Here is an 18,992-nt window from a genome sequence, read left to right as displayed (position 1 = left end):
GGAGGATTATGCTCTCAGTAAATGAAGCTTACGAACAGTGCCATACTGTGATTAAGTATCATTCGAAAACCTTCTCTAAGGCGTTTGGTCATCTGCCGTTAAAAAAGAGGAATGCTGTATGGGCTGTTTATGCTTTTTGCAGAACAGCAGATGATATTGTTGATGAAGGTACACGCCCGGCTCAGGAACTAACAGTATTTAAAGATCAGCTGCACTCGTTTGCTGAGGGAAAACTTCCGGAAGATAATTATTTGTGGATCGCTCTTAGTCATACGTTTACCACTTTTGACATGGATCTTCAGCCCTTTTACGACATGATTGAAGGGCAGCATATGGACCTTGTGAAAAAGACGTATCAGAGCCTTGATGAGGTCAAACATTATTCTTATCACGTAGCGAGTACGGTCGGACTGATGCTTCTCCCGATCCTTGCACCTGAGAAGAAAGACCGTTTAAGAGAAGGGGCGATATCACTTGGTATTGCGATGCAGCTTACGAATATTCTCCGGGATATCGGTGAGGACCTTGAGAGAGGGCGAATCTACCTGCCTGAACAGGTAATGTCCGATAATGGTTATGATACGAACATGCTCCAACGGGGTGAGGTGAACCAGGCATTTATTAATGCATGGGAATCTATGGCTTCTGAGGCTGAGCACTTCTATAAAAAAGGACTTGCATCGTTAAAGGACTACCCCCTGGATGCGCGCCTGCCCGTAAAGGCAGCGGCTCTTTTTTACAGGGAGATTCTCACTTCGGTACGCAACAATAAATATGAAGTTTTTCACGAAAAAGCATTTGTCTCCCAGGAAGAAAAAGAGAAGATTCTTGACACCATGGTTAAGGGATAACAAATAAGTAGATTTCCGCCACGGCACTGGCAGAGGAAGAAGGAGCATAGTGAGGAGGCTCTCGAACCTGCAATGAGCACAAATCAACATAAACCATTAACAGATCAAATTTTCAAAAAGGAAATGATCATAATTAAAAGGGTGTCACCAAAATCACATTTGGGACACCTTCTTTATTATTTACCCAGCTCTCTTATAAGTGAGTCAGCAGCGTTCATTCCGCTCAGTATAACCATAGGAGACCCGCCTCCGGGGTGCGTGCTTCCCCCTGCAAAGAACAGGTTGGACAGATCGGCACTCTGGTTATACGGACGCAGGAAGGTATCTGATCTGCGGTTGGACGCTATACCGTAAAGTGACCCCCGGTATGCATAAAAACGGTTAGCAATGTCTTTTGGTGTGACTGTTTTTTTCGACTCTAAAAAAGGCTGGATGTCAATTCCCCGTCCCTTCAAACGGTCAAAAATCAATGTCTCATACTCTTTTGTATCACTAGTCATGAGTCCTTCTTTTGTGAGAGGTGGCGCATTTACAAGAATGAACAGGTTGTCCCCGTCAGGAGACCGCATGGGGTCTGTTTTTGAAGAGGTGCAGATGTAAATAGTCGGATCCTTCGCAAATGACTGGTGTGTAAAGATGGATTCGAATTCGCCTTTGTAATCATCATTGAAGAAAACGTGATGATGGTGGAGGTCGAATCGCTTTCTGACTGCGACCATCATGACAAAGGCGGAAACAGATGGTGAGAATCGTTCCATTTTTTTATTTGAAAGGCCCGGCCTTACCCGTTCATCCAGAAGAGAGGGAACCTGGGTAAGTAAATCCCCGTTCATAACAGCCCCGTCTGCTTTATAGAAGTGATCTTCTTTCGTCACAACACCGGTAACACGGTGACTGCTCGTTTCAATTCTCTCAATTTCAGTTCCTGTCAGGATCGTTACCCCAAGCTTCCTGGCTGCTTTTGTGAGTCCTTTTGCGATCTCCACATTGCCCCCTTTTGTATAATAGACCCCATCATTCAATTCAAGGTGGCCGATCAGAGCAAAGGTAGCAGGAGAACGATAAGGAGAAGAACCAATATAAGTGGCATACCGGTTGAAGGCCTGAACAATTCTGCCATCTGAAAAAAACTGACGATGAAAGGCATCAAGGCTTCTGAGTGGCTTAACGCTCATCAGGGCCTTTGCAAGAGGGAGGGACATATAGTCTTTCCAGGATGAAAAAGTCCTTTTCAGAAAATGAGTGTCAGCCAGTTCATACAGGTGTGACACTTCTTTTAAATAGGAACGATATCCTTTGGCGCTTTTTAGATCAAGACCCGCGAGTTCTTCTTCCATTCGTTCAGGGTCTGATGAAAAGCAGAATGATGATCCATCGGGAAAAGCATTTTTAGTGTGGGTAGTAAGGCGCTCAAAGGTAAAGTAATCGTCAGGGCTTTCTCCTGCTTCTTGCAGCACGTTTTGAAAAACATGAGGCATGGTAATCGTGTTGGGACCGAAGTCAAAAGTATAGGTACCGAGACGCACGTCGTGAAGTTTCCCGCCTGTGTGGTCGTTTTTCTCAAAAAGCAGTACCTGGTGCCCCCTGCTCTGCAGACGGATTGATGCTGCAAGCCCTCCTAGGCCTCCCCCGATAACGGCAATTGTTTTCTTCTTACTCATTTATAAACCCTTCCTTTCCAGCTGAACCCTTTTTTAAACAGCCCAAGATAGGCAGAATACCAGAGCAGTATTACGGTCACAAAAGCAGATGCGGGCATTAGAAGGGCAATCCATTTTTTTTGGCCGGTTGCAAAATCCACAACGGCTTTTTGCAGAACTCCAAGGAGGAAGGGAATAAAATATACTGCAGGAAGTGTGCCTGTAATCCCAAGGACTGCCCAATACAATGGAACGATATAAACAGCGGTATAGAGAATTGTCAGTAAAAGCACGAGTAAGAGGGAACGTCCCAGACCGGGAAACATATTTTTAGAGAAGCCTTCCCATACTTCTTGGTCTGAATTATACATGTCGCAGGTCACGAGAGAAGTAATATTTGCAAGTTTCACCCGGTATCCCGACTTCTTCAGCTCCCGGGAGATATGAACGTCCTCCACAAGGGAATCCTTGACGGAACGGTGGCCTCCGATGTGGTCATAAGACTCTCGCCTGAACATCATAAATGCCCCGTGAGCAGCTGTAGCAGGAGGGTATACAGTGAGGTTTGCAAGAAGAACAGGCAGATGAAAGTGTACAACAAAATGCTGCATGGGTACGAGTAAATGACCGAGGATTCCTTTCACCGGGCAGCGGGGAAATCCAGTAATAAGCCCTGTTCCTGGTTCAAAAGACATGACCATAGATTCAATGGTCATGGGAGCAAGCGTTACATCAGCGTCCATAAATAAAGCATATTCAGAATTACCGTGTCTCGAAAGCTGATAACAGGCATGGACCTTACCTACCCACCCTTCAGGGAGATGCCCTCCATTAAGGAGATGAAAGCGGGTGTCTCCTGATGTGAGTTCTTCAATAAGAGTGCCGGTTTTATCAGTAGACCCATCATCAAGAAGGTAAATCGTTAATTCAGGGTACGATAGCTTCTTCAGGTTGCTGATGAGGACTGGTACGTTTCTTTCTTCGTTTCTGAGCGGAACATAAATATTCACTGAAGACCAGGGAGTACTTTGTTTCGAACCGGGTTGGATGCTTTTTATCTTTGGAAGAGAGAGGGTATTAAGCAATGTGAAAGCCAGACTCAATACCAGTATCGTTATGACAAACGTAAGCATTAGTTTTCTTCCCTTCCCGTTAGACGCACAGCTTTTTTCTTGAAACGGTACCACTTCTCTCCGATGGTGATGCTTCCATCCACAAATACGTCGAAGTGCTCCGTTTTCCCGTTCACTACCTGTCTCTTTACTGCGTCGAGCTGTATGGTCATGGCTTTCTCGAGCTGACGTGTGGCTGCCTGGCGGTTTTTGTCATCTCCGATTGATACTGACTTTCCGATATGGATAAAAAACTCAGGATGCTGCTCGTGGAAAAGGGTGTGGTAAAACGTAATAGGAACCACTTCGCAGTTTCGTGCTTTCTGAATTAAGTAACTCGTCCCGTGCTGAAAGGTAAAGGGACGTTCATCTACGTGGCGTTCTTCCCCCTGAGGGAAAACGAACAGGGCTTTTCCTTCATCCAGAAGTGAAGATGCACGTGTAAGAGATCGGAGTACGGAAGTATAAGATGATGAATTGACAGGAAAAGCCCCCAGTTTCATGAAGAACGGAAACTTCTTAAGCCCATCTTCACTCATAAGAGCATAGCCGTCCTGTTTTAACAGGTACCTGTTCAGCTGGAATAACACAAGACTGTCCCACCATGAGCTGTGGTTAATATAAAAGAGAACCCCCCTTTTATGAGAGGAGGGCACCCAGTCATTTTTTACTTTTATGGTGTGAAAGTGCTTTGACAGAAGTCTTTTATTGTATAAAGAAAAGAGCGCTTCAAATAATGGTTTTTTCTTCACGTGGAATGCCTCCGTTCCGGCTTTTGCGAAGGGAAAAATCGATTGAATAAATAACGAGCAAACACACCGATGAAACGGCTGAAGCAAGGAAAAGTCCGTTCACAAGAGCTACGATTATGAACATGAGCGTCATGAGAAGATACAGCCAGCGCATGTTCCGGGACCAGTCGGACCGGGCTGTTGTCCGCCAGACTCCATTCTTGCGTCCTAAAAGGAAAATAACAGTATGGAGAACAAAAGACAGTACAAACCATCCCAGGTAATTAGAAAAAGGAATCCCGTAATAGAAACCGTCATCAAGCCATACCCAGTATTCTTTTACATCGTAAGCAACAGGGTCAATAATCAAATCTATACCTACTGCAATAAGGGATGCGTACAAAGTATAGACAGCAAAGGCGAATCTGCCTGCAACTTCCCCCAGAGGCTTTGCAAGGACGTGGGAAGTACCTATGACCATCAGCCAGGCAAAGCCGATCGTAACAGGAACCCCGATTAATTTCGGACCGAAGTCTGTTTTATAAACGTAGTCACCAAAGAACAGTCCTGTCGCTACTCCAAACGACTCCATAATCATGGACAGTGAGAAAACGACGCCGATAAAAATGAGTCCCAGGACCTTGTTATATGTACGGTAAAAAAACACCGCTGCCAAAAGGCCGCTCGTAATTAAAAATACGACATTTGCCCATTCTAACCATGGAGGGACCAAGTCAAAACTCAGTAAAAATACGCCACAAATGTACCAGATAATAAAAAAGCGGAATAAATACGTGTCAAAGCGCATCGTGCACCCCCCTTTTAAAAGCTCGGCTTGTATACGTTCAGGAGAAACCCATAAACGCTAACAGAGAGCCTGTAAGAAAAAGTATATCGGAAAAGGAAAAAGGTGTACAATAATTTGATAGTTTTTGTATAACGACAATCTTGTCATTGTTTAAAATGACGAGACTTGCAGTAGCGGGGCTCAGGTTGTACCGGCACGAGGAGGTTTGCGGCACTGCGTCAGTAAAGGAAGGCAAGCAGACATCTTAAGCAGGAAAATGCACAAAGAAATAATAAATACAAAAAACGTATCAATCAGCGTCTGCCTTGATGTATATACAGGGTTTCAGTTACGATGATACAGGTATACATTGAAAATAAAGGAGATCATAATGAATAAAATTCGATTAATAGCTACAGATATGGACGGAACATTATTAAACAGTGAACGAAAAATTCCGCAGGCAAACATTGAGGCCATCCGCTATGCCGAATCACAAGGAGTGACAGTAGCCGTAGCTACGGGAAGGGACTTCACAGAAGCGGTGGAACCATTAAAAGAAGCAGGGCTCCGCCTGCCCCTCATTTGCGTAAATGGTGCGGAAATGAGAAACACAAACGGGGATATCTTATCACAGGTTCCTCTCGGCTATAAGCTTTATAACAAGATGGCTCCTATACTGAAGGAAGAGGATGTCTATTACGAGGTTTATACAACTAAAGGGTCATTTACAGCAGATCCGCAAAAAGGACTCGACATTGTTGTGAATATCATGATGAGTACAGGAGAATTCTCATCCTACGATGAAGTGATGCGGGTTGCCGAAGAGCGCTTTCAGGAAGGAGCAGTCAATGTCGTCAGAAATTACGAAGAAATTCTGACTGATGACGTGAAACTGTATAAACTTCTGGCTTTTTCAGAGAACAATGAGAACCGGTTAAGAGCAAAGGAACGGCTTTTGAATCTAGGGGACATTACTGTCAGTGCTTCTGCATCTGAAAACCTTGAGATTACCCACAGAAATGCAACCAAGGGGTTTGCTCTTAAAAACCTTGCCGAACGGCTTGAGGTTTCAATGGAGAACACGATGGCTATCGGTGATAACCTTAACGACCTCTCCATGCTCGAAATGGCAGGTACTGCTGTGGCTATGGAAAACGGAGAAGAGGAAGTAAAGGAGATTAGCCATTTCGTCACGTTACAAAATACAGAGAACGGTGTGGCAGAGGCTATTTACCGGGTGCTCGGAAAATAAACGTTCTATATAAAACCCCCGGAGGCTCAAATGAGCATCCGGGGGTTTTGAGTCAGGCAGCTTCTGCTTTGGAAACGCTTTTTGCGTTCTTTACCACCCGCAAGTCTTTCAGGTGATAGGAACCGAGAAAAGCACCGACAAGGACATAACCGAGAGCAAAGTCAACAGCCGCCCCAATCCCGATCTCAGGGGCATGCATAAGACCGAAGAAGCTGAGCACTGCAGCAACGAAGGAAAATAAAGCAGCCCCTTTGAATCGGTGGTCGATGATACATACGGTTATGGAACCGAGTAAAATACCGGTAAACATAGCTCCTTCACCCAGTGGAACAATTCCTGGGGACAACTCATTTAAAACAGTTCCGGCTTCATTATTAAAACGGGTCATTAAGTAATTGGCAAAGTAGGGTAGCATGGCAATCGCAACGGCAGGATAATACTTCTGTTTGTTTTTCCCAAATGCAGTCGACACCATGGAAATACCTACGAATACAAGAATTGGTGCTACTACAGCGACAGGAATGATAGCAGATAAAGCGGCAATGATACCAAATGAAGCGGCGATAAAGAACACAGCTGCGTTTAGAATACTGTATCCTCTTCCTGCGTTCATCCACTTGGCGCCTACGGTGGCAATATAGACCGTTGTAGGAAACAAGCCGCCAAACAAAGCACCAAGCATTGTACCTGCTCCATCAACAGCCTGACACTCCGCTACATTATAGGAATCTCCTTCAGCCTTCATCGCTTCTACGTTATTCATGGTTTCAATGGCATTATAAATGGTGATAGGAAGTAACACAGCCAGTAGTGCAATCATGCCGCCAAATAAGTAAGTGAATCCTTCAAATACAGCAAGAGACGGAAGAATCGGATAAAAACCGAGATGAGATGCCCCTTCAGCTACAACACCCCATTCAGCGTAGCCTAATGAAAAGGCCAGACCGGTACCGACGACAACAGCAAAAAGGGAGGCGGGAATCTTAAATGGCAGACTTACCTTACCCACAATTCCCAGCAGAATGACCGCAAGAACAAACAGTCCGACTACCGGCATTTCCAACGTGTTAAACAGCATTTCACCGGCAATAAACGTAAGAGCCACACCGGCAAGGGCGCCGAGCATGGCGGCTCTTGGCAGTGTCCGCTGAAGCCATCTGCCGGTAAAGCTGGCGAGAACCTCAATCAGACCGCTGATAAAACAGGCAGCAAGTGCAATTTTCCATGCCAGCTCCGGATCCCCGGTAAAGGCGTTGGCTGGAAGTAAAACGCCAAACAAAAACACAAACATGACAGGTGTACTGATTCCATATGAGAGGGCTGTAACATTCGTCCTGCCTTCTTTCTGTGCCAGGCGGTTGGCCATATAAGCATAATAGAGATTACCGAAGATTACGGCTACAGCAGCACCGGGAATCACTTTTCCAAAAACGAGTGAAGCAGGAAAACCCATGCCGAGCATGGTCACAGAGATAATGACGAAGTTAGCCAGGTTATTCTGAAATAAGGCAAAGAAAGCGTCAGTATCTTCTTTTTTGAACCATGGATAATTAACAGTTTGCTGCTTCATGGGACTCAGCCTCCTCATTTTTCACAAAAGTTACTTTATTTTCTGATAAGGAAGCAATACGTGCGAGGGATTCGACGCGCAGTCCCGCACCGGTAAGGAGCGTTCTTCCCGGCTGAAAAGATTTTTCAATTACAATGCCGACTCCGGCAATGGAGGCACCTGCATCCTGAACGATCGAGGCAAGGCCGAGGGCTGCCTGACCGTTTGCAAGGAAATCATCGATAATGAGTACGTTATCGTTTTTCGTCATTTTGTCTTTTGAGACACTGATTGTCTGGTATTTCTCTTTTGTAAAGGAGTAAACATCAGCAGAATAAAGGTTATCCTGCATGGTGAGTGATTTTTGTTTTCGTGCAAAAACCAGAGGACATTTTAACTCAAGGGCTGTCATCAGAGAAGGGGCGATGCCCGATGATTCTATAGTAAGTATTTTTGTAATGCCTGCTTCTTCAAAGCGGGCAGCAAACTCCCGGCCGATTTCACTCATGAGTTCCGGATCAATCCCGTGGTTTAAAAACGCATCCACCTTAAGTACTCCATCAGACAGGACGACCCCTTGATCTTCGATGACTTGTTTTAACAGTTTCATTATGATTCCTCCTCATTAGTGGGTTATAAAGACAAAGGCTTTGTTAAACTCAGGTGTTGATTTCAGCTCGTTGCACTCTCTTTCTACGAGGTGCCGCGCATTCGCTGCAATCAACATTGTTATTAAATCAACAATGATCTTTAACACAGCAAAGACAAAAAAGCCCGGTGCATGCCTTACTTGTTTGTACAAGTGAAAGGCGCACCGGGCTGGGGCGTTTTAGCTGCTTCAAAATAGACACATAGCTACACGGAATTCCGGGTATAGTAAGGTAGTCCATTATCCAAGCTGACCTTTTCACTCGTAGTCAAACAATTTACGGTTGTTTGGTAGAGACTTGTGAGCCATATTCTCACCGTTATACGAGTATTTTTTTAACGAATGACCTGATTATAGCACAGCTTTTTCGAGAAAAAAACCTTTATTTCCGAACTTAATTATCACTTATCTTTTGTTTGTTCGTGTTTTGCTGTGATGGTAAGAGGTGGATGCGATAGGAACCGAGAAAAAATATTTTACAACACGGGTACTTATCGTTTAAACTATATCATTGCGTGGAACATGTACATACAAATGAAAAATCATGAAAGAAAGGTGATTCAAATGCTGAAGAAATTATTTGGTCTTGATAAGAAAGAGGAGAAAAAACCTGAGGTTCAAATGCCTGAAGCTGACGGGAAGGATGTTGTAGTCTCTCCGATTACAGGAAAAGCCGTATCTCTGTCCGAAGTACCTGACCCGACATTTGCAGAAAAAATGATGGGTGACGGAATTGCCATCCAGCCAAGTGAAGGTACGGTAGTTTCCCCGGTTCACGGTGAAATTGTTCAGTTATTCCCTACTAAGCATGCCGTAGGACTTCGTACAGTAAACGGTGTTGAAATTCTCATTCACATCGGAATTGAAACAGTAAATATGCAGGGGGAAGGTTTTGAAGCTTTCGTAAAAGAAGGGGATAAAGTAGCAGCCGGAGATAAGCTTATTACGTTTGATATGGACCTTGTAAACGAAAAGGCCGAAAGCACGATTACACCGATCATCATTACAAACGGCGATGCTGTCAGTGACCTGCAAAAAGAAGAGAACATTGATGTAACAAAAGGTGAAACATCGATCCTTACCATTACTGTTAAGTAGACAAAATAAAAAACACTCTGTATAAGGGTGTCAGGTTGTTGAGAGACCCACGTTTTCTAATGCGTGGGTTTCTTCATGCAAAAATAACAGCGGATGGTGAACATTCTATCCTGAAATGCAGTAAAATGCTTCTTCTCAGCTGACTGTGAGGTTATTTGCGCTCTTTTACTGGCATAGGAAGAAGCAGGAATAAACACCTTGGAGGCTCACCGGCGCGCCAGCGGAAAGGGAGCGCAATGAGCGTAAATCAGCACCTGATTTCAACACAGGCAATACAAAAAAGACTGTCGAGAAGAGACTTTCCCGACAGCCTGAATGGCTCTCATCAACGGTGAGGGCCATTCTTTTTAACTGGTTTTTGTCCCGGCATTTTATTGGAGTAACTACCGGAAACTCGGATAAACATAAGGAGAATCCGGCTCATCAACTTCAGTCAGCTCGGCATTTGAAATGACCGGAAGACGGTATCCGTTGTACTCACCAGCTTCAATTGTCCCGTATGCATGAATCCAGGTGTCTTCTTCGATGTCTTTCGCTTCATCCGAGTCAATGAGTGTTCCATAAACTCCGGCGTCGGCTGTACAGCAGGTCATGGAAAAACGGGCTGCCACCAGCTGATTGTCATCAAAGTCAGGCTCACGGTAAGCAAAGCCGATCATTTCAATTTCCTTGCCGATGAATTTCTCTAAATGAACGTCCATAACTGTCATAATATCCAGGTAGTTCTCTTCTGTCACCGTGATCACATCTTCATGTTCAAGACGCTCTGCCAGCTCCACATAATACTGATCGAAGCCCTCCTGATCATAAAAATCTTCTATAGTATAATGTTCGTCAAGTTTATCGGTGTTTTCACCATCATCCTGACTGCCTTCCTCCAACTCTTCCATATAGGCATCAGGATCTTCAAGATAAGCTTCGGCCCGGCTCGGCTCACCTGATTCTTCTGCTTGATCAGAAGGGGGGGGAGCAGCTGAAACGGCAGGTGAATTCCCGCTTCCCAGAGTCATACCGCGGTTTTGAGCAGCAGAGCTGTCCAAGCTTCTGTCCGGAAGAACAAAACCAAGGAGAACAGGAAGGATAAAGACACTGTAAATAGCCAGTTTTACAAAAGGCGGACCTGGAATTTTATGGTCGTGCCCGCAACTGCAGGAAGCCCCATGCTCGTGATCGTGCTCTTTACGGGTACTTCGGAAAATTTGTATTGTACCAAGGAGAAAGAACGTCACAAGGGCAAAATAAACAAAGGGCATCATCTTGGGTGCAATATAATAAATGATGTTGCCGCTTATTGTAAGCCAGAGCATAAGCAGCGCAAAGCCGATTAAAATAATACCCTGGATGAAAGCATGAAATGAAGCATCATATTGTTTCATTAAATCTGAACCTCCACTTTACATATTAAAACCATTGATACCAGTTTGGCAGAATAAATTGATTTAGAAGAATAATGGCAGCAAATACTACGATCGTCACAATGATCATAAAGGCAATAACGAACTTCACCCGGAAATAAGCAAACAGCATAAAAGTATTTTTTAAATCAAGCATCGGACCGTAAACAAGGAATCCGATTAGAGAGGCTGTCGTAAAGCTCTGACCGAATGAAGCAGCCACAAATGCGTCAGCTTCTGAACACAAGGATAAAAGATAGGCAAATCCCATCATAACAAGTACTGAAGAATACTCGTCTGCACCGATTGTCTGCAGAACCTGGCGGTCAAGAAAGGTCTGGAATAATGCTGCGATGAGTGCTCCGAGAATTAAATATTTTCCCATCAGGAAAAATTCATCCACCGCATGATAAACGGTTTCTTTCACTCTGTTGATGAAACCCGGTTTATCCGGATGGTGCGTATGTACCTCATGGGGAGTGGGGTCTTCCTGTCTCTTTGCGCGAAGCTGGTAACTGTTACGAAACAGCATGTAAAGAATCGCACCGATAATAATGGATAGAACAAATGCCAGGGACATTCTAGAAAGAAGTACCGGATGTGTCCAGTCTGATCCGAATGCAAAAAAGGTTGAAGCAAAAACGATTGGATTCAAAATCGGTGCAGCAACAAGGAAAACGACGCCTACGTGAAGAGGCATTCCTTTTTTAACCAGTCTTGCCACAACCGGAACGATTGCACATTCACATAGAGGGAAGATGGCGCCAAGAACAGCTGCCGGAAATAAAGCTCCCAGAGCATTTTTAGGAAGGTAGCGTTTAATGGTTTCTTCTGATACATAAATCTGTATAAGGGCTGAAACGAATACACCGAGCAGGATAAACGGGATAGCTTCTAAAACAATACTGAGAAAGATGGTATTTACATTGATCCACGCAGCCGGCAGATCTTGCATATACTGTGTATTACTGAGGCGGTCACTAAAGAGAAAGAGGAATAAAAATAGAAGCAAAAGCCCCATTCCAATTAAATCTTTTCCCCAGGACCTTACCTGTCTTGGTTCCATATCCGACTCTCCTGTTCGATTATATGATTAGTAAAAGAAATTATGAAAATAGTAAAACAAACACTGGGAATTATTCTACCAAAGCCCTGCATGAAGGTAAATGGCTCTATTTAATTTTAATAGAAAAGAAACAAAGAGAGGATGACTCATAAGGTATACATTCTACCTCAGGATTCACCCTCAGAATACGTATAATTTTTATTCTACATCCATAACCGTTCCCGGATCCAACAGGAAAAAGACAAGTGCTGCTACTACGAAACAATAGACGGCAAAGTAAACCAGCTTGCTTCGTTTAATAAATTCGATGAGCCATACAATACCGATCCAGGAAAAAATGAACGTTATTACAAAGGATATGATAAGGGGCATGACCCCAATCTGATTAATGAAGCCCGATGAAAGTTCATCAAGGGCGAGAACACTTGAACCGAGAATGACAGGTATCGCCAATAAAAAGGAGTAACGGACGGCTGTTTCCCGTTTTAAACCAAGAAACAAAGAGACTACTAAAGTTGATCCTGATCTCGATATACCCGGGATAACGGCGAGGGTTTGTCCAAGACCGACAATGACAGAATCGAAGAATGTCATATCCTTCTCAGATCGGTTTCCATATTTATGAAACCGTTCAATAAAGATCAGTGCAAAGCCCGTTACAGTCAAAGCGCCAGCAATAAAGGCAGGTGTTTTAATGGAATCGGCCACAAAATCAGAAAGGAGATATCCAAGACCCCCTGTAATAAATGTGGCAATGATAATATAAAGACCGAAGAAAAACGAAACGCGGTTCTCTTCAGAGCGGTTACTCAGATAGCCGAAAAACCCTGTAATCACATGCCAAAGGTCTTTTCTGAAAAAAAGAATAACAGCCAGCACAGAAGCAATGTGCAGGTAGATCTCAAATGCCAGCCCCGGGAATGTGTATCCGAACACAAGCTGGGTAATGACAATGTGTGCGGTGCTGGAAACCGGCAGGAATTCAGTAATTCCTTGAACAATACCAAAAATAATAGCTTCAATAATAGACATACAAGACTTCCCTCCATGATTATAGAAACACTGTTATTTATTCTAGCAGAAACCTGAGGTGTTGAGTAAGTTTTTCATGTGGAAGTATTATTTAATACCTTCATCTTACTATGATGTAAGAGACGTACAGCAAAAACGGAAACGACCTGGCAAGGAAAAGGCATATTAGGAAAACAACATGAAAATTTCGAACATGCAGCAGACACTTGAAGGTAACCAACACCGGTTTTAGCAACATTTTTTACAAAGCGCTTTATTTGTAGTACAGAGGAAGGGGTAAATCATTGAATTTTGTGTGAAAAAAGTCAGGGATATTTCGTTAATTGACAATAAACGCTATACTAAAACAAGGAAAGAAAAGGGGGATTGAGCAATGAAAGGAAAGCATCTTTCAAGCGTGCTGATTCTAACAGCTGCGCTGCTCGTTGCTGCCTATGTGGTATATGATCACCGTTCAGATACACAAGGCAATGATCCTTTAGACGTATATCTGGAGAATGAAGGTATTGACGTTGCAGATGAAGGTGAAGTACCTGATTATGAAGAAGTTGATGAAACAGGTGTAAGACCGGGAATGCTTCTTAAAGATATCTCACTGCCGGTTTGGGATGAGGAAGAGGAAATGAGCATCTCAGACTTCAGAGGAGACTATGTTGTATTGAATATCTGGGCAACGTGGTGTCCCCCATGTCGTGAAGAAATGCCTGAACTCATTCAATTTCAGGAAGATTACGGAGATGCCGGGGTTCAGGTTGTGGGTATAAACAATACAACTCAGGAACCAAATGAAGAAACGGTAGGCAGGTTTATTGATGAATTTAATATTTCATTTCCTACCCTGATGGCGAGGAATAATGAAGTGACTCTCGATTATCAGGTAATTGCCATGCCTCTTACGTATATTCTCGATCCGGATGGAAGAATTATTATTCGGCATACAGGCTATCTTGATTACGGGGTTTTGGAAGAGTTTCTGGACGAAGCAAAAGAGAGATATGAAGAGAACGGGGAAGCATCTGACTAGAGTAAACAGGTGTTGCTTTCTATGCAAAAATAGTTGAGGGCGGCTCTTAAGGTATTAATTCCTCCTTATGAGCGCCCTCTTTTTATTTTCTGTGGTTTTCGTAATAACTCAATTTGGTTACTTCCTGAAGTTCTTCAATTGTTCGTCCTGTTAAATCAGCTTGTTTTGAAGCGAGCAGATTCTTTTTCAGCTGGCTGCTGTCAGACGCACCGGGTACGGTACAGGCTACTGTTTCCGCAGAAAGAACGTAGCGCAGGGCCACCTCATTTAATGGCATATCTTTCTCCTCTGCGATTTGTTCAAGCTTCCTTATGGTTTTGATAAGCTCGTCCCTTTCATAGGATAAATAGCCTTTTTCCGATACCTTATCGTTGTATCGTGAAGTTAAGAGTCCTTTGGCCACAGGCCCCCTGGCAATAACAGAAACATCGTTTTCCTTAAGAAGAGAAAACCATTCTTCAGGACGCCGGTCGAGGAGACTGTACTGCATCATTACGCTAACTATGTTTGAGCGGCTGAGGTATTCTTTAATGACATTGGGCCTGATGGATGAAATTCCGTAGTACCGGATGGTTCCTTCTTGGACTAATTCCTCAAAAGCTTCTATTGTCTCATCAATAGGGTCCTCAATCGTTCCTCCGTGTAATTGATACAGGTCAAGATAATCCGTTCCCAGCCGCTGGAGACTTTTCTTGACAGCTTTTTTCAAGTGTTCTTTGGACGGATTCCATCTCCAGCCGTCAATTCCTTCCCCCCATTCGTTCCCGCCTTTGGAAGCGAGGATAACGTTCTCGCGTTTACCTCTTAGTGCTTTCCCAACTGACTCCTCGTTTGCTCCGAATTCATAGAGATCTGCTGTGTCAAAGTAATTGACACCCTTATCAATCGCTTCGTGGATGATTCTTTCGTTTTCTTTATCTTTACCTGAAAGGGACATACACCCAAATCCGATTTCTGTCACATATAAATCAGACGAGCCGATTCTGTTCGTTTTCACAGTTCATCCTCCTTCTGCGATCTTTCTGTTCTCTATCTTTCTGGTATAGAATACCACACAAAACCCCCTTTAAAACATCAGGCACTAACCTTGGTATGAACAGAAAACAGAATGAATACGCTGGTGTAAGGAGGGGGAAACAGGATGCTTCGGATTGAGACAGTTACCGTTCTTGATGTGATTGAAGAGACGGCAGATACGCAGAAACTGGCCGTTGACGGAGGGTGCGGCTATGCCATTTTATACGCATCATTCTTTCCTTATGTATCAAAAGGTGACAAGGTGAAAATAAACGTCACAGCGAGTGACCTGAAGCTTGGTACAGGTGGTCTTGATATTGTAGCAAGTATTGAAGAAAAAGTGTCCTTTTCAGCAGGTGATACAAGGGGGCACATTATTAAAGGGAGATACCTGCCTTCTCAGCACAGTATGCTTACTGTGGAATCTCCTGAGCAGAAAGATCAGTTTATCTTTTATGAGAGACTGAACCTGCACTGTAAGCCAATTTTACTTTGTGAACTTCACAGTATGCTTCCGGTTGTGCAGGCAATGTATCATCATGAAAAACAGGAAGGGAAGCTGGTAGCGGTAATTGACGATTCAGCAGCTCTTGCTTTACCTGTAAGCGGACATCTGCAAAAGATAAAAGAGGATCAAAATGTAACGACAATATCAATCGGCCAGGCATTTGGCGGGGATTTCGAGGCCATTAATCTATTAACGGCACTTCAGTTTGCCATATATCATTACCCAAAAGCGCTCATTGTTGTCACAGTAGGGCCAGGGGTTGTTGGCTCGGGTACCCGGTACGGATTCAGCGGAATCAGAATGGCTGAGTGGGCCAATCTGATAGGGAAATGTAAAGGTGTTCCTGTCTGGACACCAAGGCTTTCAGAAAGTGACAGGAGAGAAAGACACCTTGGCCTGTCACATCACACAAAGACGGCACTTTTGGAATTCACTTATGCAACAAGCGTGCTGCCGGTACCGGCCGGAGAATTGGCTGACCGGTACATAAAGGAAGATTGCCGGGAGCTGAGCAGCGAGCCTCATATAGAAGTTGAGAGTATCTGTGAGAGAAAAGTGAAAGCAATGGTGGAAAAAGCGCTGGCAGGTGTGTCGCCGATTCGTTCAATGGGCCGGTCATATGAAGAAGACAGGTTGTTTTTTACCGGCGTGGGAACGGCACTATATTGGATCCTTGAGAACGATCACGATCAGGAATTCCTTTTGTAATCCATTGTTCTACTGTATCATGCTGAGAAGAAAGCTTCTTCAGGTAGGCTTTTACCTGCCATACTTTACCGGCCACGACAAAACCATTTTCTTTCAAGTATACATGCATCGTTTATCTCTCCTTTTTATGGGCACTTTAGTTTGGTATGCTTAACACTATGAATCGCTCTTAAAAAAGAGAACTGTAAAAGAGGGAGTGGGTATAGTGGGAGATCATCTGCAGGAAAAGACATTAAACAAAGAAAAGATATTTGAAGGCCGTATCATTGAACTAAGTGTTCATGATGTAGCTTTACCAAACGGGAAAGAGAGTAAACGCGAGATTATAAATCATCCGGGGGCTGTTGCGGTGCTTGCTGTAACAAAAGAGAATAAACTTGTTCTTGTAAACCAGTTCCGCAAAGCCCTTGAAAAAACAATTGCGGAGATCCCTGCGGGCAAGCTTGAAGCAGGTGAAGATCCAAAGCAGTGCGCTTTTCGGGAGCTTGAAGAAGAAACGGGGTATGCTGCGGCGTCAATGGAAAAGATTGCTTCATTTTATACTTCCCCTGGATTTGCTGATGAAATCGTTTATTTATATGAAGCCGGAGAGTTAGAGCCTGGAGAAGTAAAAACGGATGAGGATGAGTTCGTTGAAAAGATTGAAGTTACATTGGATGAGGCACTTGAGATGATAAAAACAGAGGCTGTTCATGATGCGAAGACAATTCTGGCCATTCAGCACTGGCTTTTGAAAAAGCAGGGTTAACACCTGTGTTGATTGACGCAGGTTTGCTGTATTCCAAGAGCGTGATCCAGAGAGTCTCCTGAAGGGCTGGAGCGGAAATCAACATACACATCCTCCTGCGATGTTCAAAACGAGCCTGATTCCTGATGTAAGTGTCCCTTATTTCATGTCATAGAGTGCAAAGTAGATTCATAGAGTAACAATGAGTCACTGAGCCGATGACACATTATGAAGGGGCGAATCAGATGAACCGGATGAAAGGCGGTTTTAGAAGAGCAATTCTGATCCATATCGAAGAGAATCGTTCCATTTATGTATTCTCCATCGTACTGCTTATGATGGGTGTGATTTTTGGAGCTGTAATTGTAAACAATTTAACGGCTGGACAGAAAAATGACCTGTTTACGTATTTGAGCCAGTTTTTCGGACAGGTTGAAAAGGGAGAGCTGGCATCATCTGAGGAAGCATTTACCCAGACGTTTGCCCATTACAGCAAATACCTGGGCTTAATGTGGTTTTTAGGACTGTCTGTTATCGGTTTGCCGATTATTCTTATTCTCCTTTTTCTAAAGGGACTTGTTATCGGTTTTACAGTTGGTTTTCTTGTAAGCCAGATGGGCTTTGACGGATTTATTCTGGCATTTGCGGCTATCTTCCCTCAAAACCTGATTCTCGTGCCTGTTTTTATTATCACAGCGACGGTATCAATTTCATTCAGCCTGAAGATTTGCAGACAGATTATAAGAAAAGGGTACGAACCTATATTTCAGCACTTTACAGCTTATTCACTTTTTTTATTGTTCACAGGGGCAGTCGTTACTCTGATGAGTGTTTATGAAGCCTATGTTTCCCCTGTACTTTTGAAGTCAGTTGTACAATGGCTTTTATAAGTTGCTGTATTAAAGGATATTGTTGTCTTAAAAAAGAGTTGATTTTGGAGCGAATGAGCGACGCTCCTGCGGGAAAAGCGAGTTCGGGGGGAGACCCCATAGCCGTCAAGTTTAGAAGGCTTGGCGGCTTCTTTGTTTTCTTACCAAAATTCTAAGATACACTCCAAAAGCTTACTGCTTGCTTATTAAACTGCTCATTTAGACCATGAGGTGATATACGGACACCTTCTTTCGATAACTTTCTAAATAAGTCATGAAGCGTACCGTTCCCCACAGAAACCCGGCTGCTTACACAGAGCAGTAGAAAAGGTAATGCCTCCAGGTTCCTCTTCCTTACAATGAACTTGTTCTCTTTGGCAATACGGTTAAGAGAACATTAAGGGAAGGGGCGTTGGAGTACTTATTTCGTTTCTTCGCGTTTCGTTATCCCCATAAAAATGAGGCTGGGACATAAAGAAAGTGTTTAGCTGAGAATCCGAACAATACGCGAACATAGCGGATGAAATATACGTAGACTCCTGCGGAATGAAAAGCAAAGGTGAGACCCCGCAGTGCGCAGCACGAGGAGGCTCACCCGCTTTCCGCGGAAAGCGGAGTATATTTCAGGAGCGATTTATTTGCACAGCATGTTATTTGTTCGGATTCTCGTTGATTAAAACACTTCTGTCCCAGCCTCTACCAGCATATAGAAACCTGTAAGCTGCTTCATGTTTAAAAGCACTCAAATAAGAATGTAAAAGAGGATGTAGCCGGAATGTTCGAGACTCCCTCGGGAAAAGTTGATGTACCAGGGGTTAAGATCCCTTCTAGTTCTTTTAAAAAAATTATTTATTGAGGTGGTGATCCAATACTCTTCTTACCTTTTCTAATTTTAGAAAAGAAAGGGAGTGAGATTGACGCGTCGCGGTAGGAGATTGGAAATCATCTCCTTATTCCGATATAGGCACATAGGAT

General features: G+C 43.7%; 18 protein-coding genes and 1 riboswitch. Of the genes, 7 read left to right on the top strand and 11 right to left on the bottom strand.

The genetic code is table 11. The features are described from left to right. Nucleotides 1–8: 8 nt before the first annotated feature. Nucleotides 9–851 carry a phytoene/squalene synthase family protein gene (locus tag JSY36_RS15910; protein ID WP_205167113.1) on the top strand — a complete coding sequence of 281 codons (843 nt, stop codon included), beginning with the start codon at nucleotides 9–11 and terminating at the stop codon, nucleotides 849–851. A 176-nt stretch (nucleotides 852–1,027) separates the two neighbouring features. On the opposite strand, the gene JSY36_RS15905 is transcribed toward JSY36_RS15910, so the two are convergent. Genes JSY36_RS15905 through JSY36_RS15890 form a run of 4 tightly spaced genes read right to left on the bottom strand, consistent with a single transcriptional unit; the run spans nucleotide 1,028 to nucleotide 5,142 of the window. Further along, complete coding sequence (locus JSY36_RS15905) at nucleotides 1,028–2,512, bottom strand: phytoene desaturase family protein (protein ID WP_205167112.1); 1,485 nt, start codon at nucleotides 2,510–2,512, stop codon at nucleotides 1,028–1,030. Then, on the bottom strand, nucleotides 2,509–3,624 hold the full coding sequence (locus tag JSY36_RS15900) for a glycosyltransferase family 2 protein (protein WP_205167111.1): 1,116 nt from the start codon (nucleotides 3,622–3,624) through the stop codon (nucleotides 2,509–2,511). Before JSY36_RS15900 ends, JSY36_RS15905 begins: the two co-directional genes overlap by 4 nt. Continuing rightward, nucleotides 3,624–4,355 (bottom strand): 1-acyl-sn-glycerol-3-phosphate acyltransferase, encoded by a 732-nt coding sequence (locus tag JSY36_RS15895; protein WP_205167110.1) that lies wholly within the window; start codon nucleotides 4,353–4,355, stop codon nucleotides 3,624–3,626. Before JSY36_RS15895 ends, JSY36_RS15900 begins: the two co-directional genes overlap by 1 nt. Beyond that, nucleotides 4,333–5,142: a carotenoid biosynthesis protein gene (locus JSY36_RS15890; protein WP_122896564.1), complete on the bottom strand. Its 810-nt coding sequence runs from the start codon at nucleotides 5,140–5,142 to the stop codon at nucleotides 4,333–4,335. The genes JSY36_RS15895 and JSY36_RS15890 overlap by 23 nt, the downstream gene beginning before the upstream one ends. A gap of 370 nt (nucleotides 5,143–5,512) precedes the next feature. On the opposite strand from JSY36_RS15890, the gene JSY36_RS15885 reads away from it, so the two are divergent. After that, nucleotides 5,513–6,376 (top strand): Cof-type HAD-IIB family hydrolase, encoded by an 864-nt coding sequence (locus tag JSY36_RS15885; RefSeq protein WP_236785009.1) that lies wholly within the window; start codon nucleotides 5,513–5,515, stop codon nucleotides 6,374–6,376. A gap of 52 nt (nucleotides 6,377–6,428) precedes the next feature. Here JSY36_RS15885 and JSY36_RS15880 read toward each other — a convergent pair whose 3' ends face one another. Further along, nucleotides 6,429–7,946, bottom strand: coding sequence for an NCS2 family permease (locus JSY36_RS15880; RefSeq protein ID WP_205167109.1), 1,518 nt, complete (start codon nucleotides 7,944–7,946; stop codon nucleotides 6,429–6,431). Further along, a complete protein-coding gene (locus JSY36_RS15875; RefSeq protein WP_205167108.1) occupies nucleotides 7,927–8,535 on the bottom strand; it encodes a xanthine phosphoribosyltransferase in 609 nt (202 codons plus the stop codon). Before JSY36_RS15875 ends, JSY36_RS15880 begins: the two co-directional genes overlap by 20 nt. A gap of 284 nt (nucleotides 8,536–8,819) precedes the next feature. Further along, nucleotides 8,820–8,921, bottom strand: a riboswitch (purine riboswitch). A 217-nt stretch (nucleotides 8,922–9,138) separates the two neighbouring features. Here JSY36_RS15875 and JSY36_RS15870 point away from each other — a divergent pair. Beyond that, nucleotides 9,139–9,672: a PTS sugar transporter subunit IIA gene (locus tag JSY36_RS15870; protein WP_205167107.1), complete on the top strand. Its 534-nt coding sequence runs from the start codon at nucleotides 9,139–9,141 to the stop codon at nucleotides 9,670–9,672. 383 nt (nucleotides 9,673–10,055) lie between these two features. On the opposite strand, the gene JSY36_RS15865 is transcribed toward JSY36_RS15870, so the two are convergent. From JSY36_RS15865 to JSY36_RS15855, 3 genes are all read right to left on the bottom strand, one after another. Next, nucleotides 10,056–11,048, bottom strand: a complete 993-nt coding sequence (locus tag JSY36_RS15865) for a TIGR03943 family putative permease subunit (RefSeq protein ID WP_205167106.1) — start codon at nucleotides 11,046–11,048, stop codon at nucleotides 10,056–10,058. Nucleotides 11,049–11,073: 25 nt separating this feature from the next. Then, complete coding sequence (locus JSY36_RS15860) at nucleotides 11,074–12,132, bottom strand: permease (RefSeq protein ID WP_205167105.1); 1,059 nt, start codon at nucleotides 12,130–12,132, stop codon at nucleotides 11,074–11,076. 198 nt (nucleotides 12,133–12,330) lie between these two features. Next, nucleotides 12,331–13,164, bottom strand: a complete 834-nt coding sequence (locus JSY36_RS15855) for an undecaprenyl-diphosphate phosphatase (RefSeq protein ID WP_205167104.1) — start codon at nucleotides 13,162–13,164, stop codon at nucleotides 12,331–12,333. A 373-nt stretch (nucleotides 13,165–13,537) separates the two neighbouring features. On the opposite strand from JSY36_RS15855, the gene JSY36_RS15850 reads away from it, so the two are divergent. Beyond that, nucleotides 13,538–14,188 (top strand): TlpA disulfide reductase family protein, encoded by a 651-nt coding sequence (locus tag JSY36_RS15850; protein WP_205167103.1) that lies wholly within the window; start codon nucleotides 13,538–13,540, stop codon nucleotides 14,186–14,188. A gap of 82 nt (nucleotides 14,189–14,270) precedes the next feature. Here JSY36_RS15850 and JSY36_RS15845 read toward each other — a convergent pair whose 3' ends face one another. Continuing rightward, nucleotides 14,271–15,185 (bottom strand): aldo/keto reductase, encoded by a 915-nt coding sequence (locus tag JSY36_RS15845; RefSeq protein ID WP_205167102.1) that lies wholly within the window; start codon nucleotides 15,183–15,185, stop codon nucleotides 14,271–14,273. A 144-nt stretch (nucleotides 15,186–15,329) separates the two neighbouring features. Between JSY36_RS15845 and JSY36_RS15840 the strand changes: the two genes are divergently transcribed. Continuing rightward, a complete protein-coding gene (locus tag JSY36_RS15840) occupies nucleotides 15,330–16,421 on the top strand; it encodes a DUF3866 family protein (protein ID WP_205167101.1) in 1,092 nt (363 codons plus the stop codon). On the opposite strand, the gene mciZ is transcribed toward JSY36_RS15840, so the two are convergent. Further along, on the bottom strand, nucleotides 16,354–16,530 hold the full coding sequence (gene mciZ, locus JSY36_RS20940; RefSeq protein WP_205167100.1) for a Z-ring formation inhibitor MciZ: 177 nt from the start codon (nucleotides 16,528–16,530) through the stop codon (nucleotides 16,354–16,356). The two genes, JSY36_RS15840 and mciZ, sit on opposite strands and share 68 nt — an antisense overlap. Nucleotides 16,531–16,626: 96 nt before the next feature. On the opposite strand from mciZ, the gene JSY36_RS15830 reads away from it, so the two are divergent. Both JSY36_RS15830 and spoIIM read left to right on the top strand, forming a co-directional pair. Then, nucleotides 16,627–17,169, top strand: a complete 543-nt coding sequence (locus JSY36_RS15830; protein WP_205167099.1) for an NUDIX domain-containing protein — start codon at nucleotides 16,627–16,629, stop codon at nucleotides 17,167–17,169. A gap of 197 nt (nucleotides 17,170–17,366) precedes the next feature. Further along, entirely contained in the window at nucleotides 17,367–18,038 is a 672-nt protein-coding gene (spoIIM, locus tag JSY36_RS15825; protein ID WP_419466048.1) for a stage II sporulation protein M, read from the top strand. The last annotated feature ends 954 nt before the right edge of the window (nucleotides 18,039–18,992 follow it).

The sequence above is a fragment of the Alteribacter salitolerans genome (assembly GCF_016901055.1).
GTDB lineage: Bacteria > Bacillota > Bacilli > Bacillales > Salisediminibacteriaceae > Alteribacter > Alteribacter keqinensis.
Note: the sequence above shows the minus strand (reverse complement) of the source record. Positions and strands in the feature narration are given on the sequence as shown.